Origin of the sequence: Marinomonas rhizomae, assembly GCF_003315485.1 — a bacterium.
Taxonomy (GTDB): Bacteria; Pseudomonadota; Gammaproteobacteria; order Pseudomonadales; family Marinomonadaceae; genus Marinomonas; species Marinomonas rhizomae.
On the sequence record NZ_QNSE01000029.1, the window covers coordinates 1 to 2393 of the forward strand.

Below are 2393 nucleotides of genomic sequence, written 5' to 3' on the forward strand. Positions count from 1 at the left end.
CTAACTGATGAATATTACATTGATCCACTGACGCGTTCCGCCATACCAGCACCGGGACGCACATTTAAACTGGCTTTGACAGGGCGCTTCTAGCGACCCGTTAGGTTTAAACCCCACCAGCCGAGCATACACTCCATGCTCGGCTTTTTATGGACATCTAGGAATCTATAACGAAATATTAAGTTTTTTTAATTCTGTTGCGTAACACATTTATTTTTGCGAGCATTAATGATAACCATTATCAACAAATGACAGTGATGCTATGAACAGAGATACACAAGTCGAATTGACTCAGCTTTATATAAATCACAAAGGATGGCTCTCTCATTTCCTCAAAAAACGACTTAACGGCTCCCATCAAGCCGCAGACATGGTGCAAGATATTTATCTGAAAATACTTGTTAGCGGAAAAGTTCCACCAAAAGACTACGCTCGCCAGTATCTCGTGAGTACGGCAAAAAATCTCATTATTGATAAAAATCGACGCTGGCGCATAGAGCAAGCCTATCTAGAATCCATCCAAAACTTGCCTGAGGAAACCCACGCATCACCAGAATACCGTTTACAAATCATAGAAACGCTCATTGAAGTGGATGTGCTACTTCACAAATTAACAGAAAAAGCTCGCCAAGCTTTTCTACTAAGAAGGGTTGAAGGACTTTCCTACCAAGCGATAGCAACACAACTCAATGTATCACTGTCTTCAGTTGAAAAATATGTAGCAAAAGGACTCCAAGCCTGTGCTATGGCAATGATGGAGAGCGATTTGTAATGCGGACACCACACACACCAGATGAAGAAAGCCTAGTAAAAGCCTCCTATTGGATGGCTCGCCTTTGGGCAGACGAACCATCAGCTCAGGAACATAAAGCATGCAAAGCATGGCGCAATGCCGACCCAGCCAATGAATACGCATGGCAGTTTTTGATGAATGCGCAAGCGAGATTTGGAGAGGTCCCTCAAAATACCACGGCCATAATTACTCGTAGTCGACAAATTTCGAGACGAAGTCTGTTAAGTCTAGCTGGTATGGCGACTGGCGGGTTATTCTTTGCTGGAGGTTACCAACTAAACAGTCAAGAAAACCCACTCTTCACTGGCCTCCCAAATACATCAAGGCTGACCACTGAAAAGGGTGAGAGAAAACAAATTGTCTTCAGTGATGGCAGCCAAATAAACCTCAATACTGCAACAGACATATCAATGCCAAACACACACCGGCTATTACTTAATTATGGCGAGTTCTTACTCAACTCTCATAGCCCGATACCATACCAAATCGAAACGCCAGCAGGTCACATAACACTTTACGCAGGTCAGCTCAACGTCAGGCATACTGACAATAACACCAGCCTAAGTCTATACGAAGGAAAACCTGTTCATTTAATCGGGCACAACATGGACAATACCGTTACGCTAGAGCCTGGTAATCATATTGACTTTGACTCCAGCCACACAGAAAATCTTCAGCCAACGGACACCAATACCATCAGCTGGGTTATAGGTAAATTAGTCGTACAAGACATGCCTTTACCCAAACTGATTAATGAACTTAGCCGCTATAGAAAAGGCGTTTTGCGCATATCCCCAGACCTTAGCCATCTAACCGTAAGCGGTGTTTTCACGCTAAAAAACACCGACACTATTTTGAAACAACTGCAAGCGAGCTTGCCCATTAACGTAACCAAGTTTACCAATTACTGGGTCAATGTAACGCCTGCCTGAACCTTTCATTTCTGGCATTACTACCTCTTTTAAAAAAACCCGTAAAGATAATAGGAATATTTATCATTATCTTTACGGGTTTTTGCTTTCCATTCGTTATATAGGGTATGGAAGGCAAATTAAACAATACCAAGAGGCCAAGATAAGGAATGAAACACGTAAAGCCAAGCAGAAGCAGCTACATGCTCAAACCACTCGCGTTAACCATAAAGCTGATTATAAGTACTTCTGTTCTATCTGGGTTAACCACATCAGCCATAGCTGCTGACCAAGTAACAGCAACCGACGTACAGCAATACTCTATTGGCCAAGGTACGTTAGGAGATGTATTAAATCGCTTCGCCCTTGATGCCGGCATAGACCTATCCATGAATTCCGCCCTTACCGCAGGTAAACATAGCGCAGGCATTCAAGGCAGCTATTCATTAGATAGCGCCTTAGCACAAATACTCGCAGGGACCGGAGTTGTTGCTCAACAAATACAAAGCGGCAGCTTTGTTCTTAAATCTGAACTAGACAACGCTGGTGTAAACCTTTCCACCATTACTATAGAAGACAACACGGCAACATCAGACATGAGCGCCCGTGACCAAAAAGGCTACGACGACGTTTATGACAGAAACTCATCAACGGCCTATGTCGGGAAAACAGAATTAGAGCGATTCAAA

General features: G+C 43.3%; 3 protein-coding genes. All 3 read left to right on the top strand.

Annotation, left to right across the window (positions count from 1 at the left end):
* Positions 1 to 262 precede the first annotated feature (262 nt).
* A complete protein-coding gene (locus tag DFP80_RS20515) occupies positions 263 to 772 on the top strand; it encodes a sigma-70 family RNA polymerase sigma factor (RefSeq protein ID WP_113918655.1) in 510 nt (169 codons plus the stop codon).
* Entirely contained in the window at positions 772 to 1725 is a 954-nt protein-coding gene (locus DFP80_RS20520) for a FecR domain-containing protein (RefSeq protein ID WP_113918656.1), read from the top strand. The genes DFP80_RS20515 and DFP80_RS20520 overlap by 1 nt, the downstream gene beginning before the upstream one ends.
* A 182-nt stretch (positions 1726 to 1907) precedes the next feature.
* Positions 1908 to 2393: STN domain-containing protein (locus tag DFP80_RS20525; RefSeq protein WP_220150925.1), on the top strand; the 486-nt coding region annotated here is incomplete at its 3' end.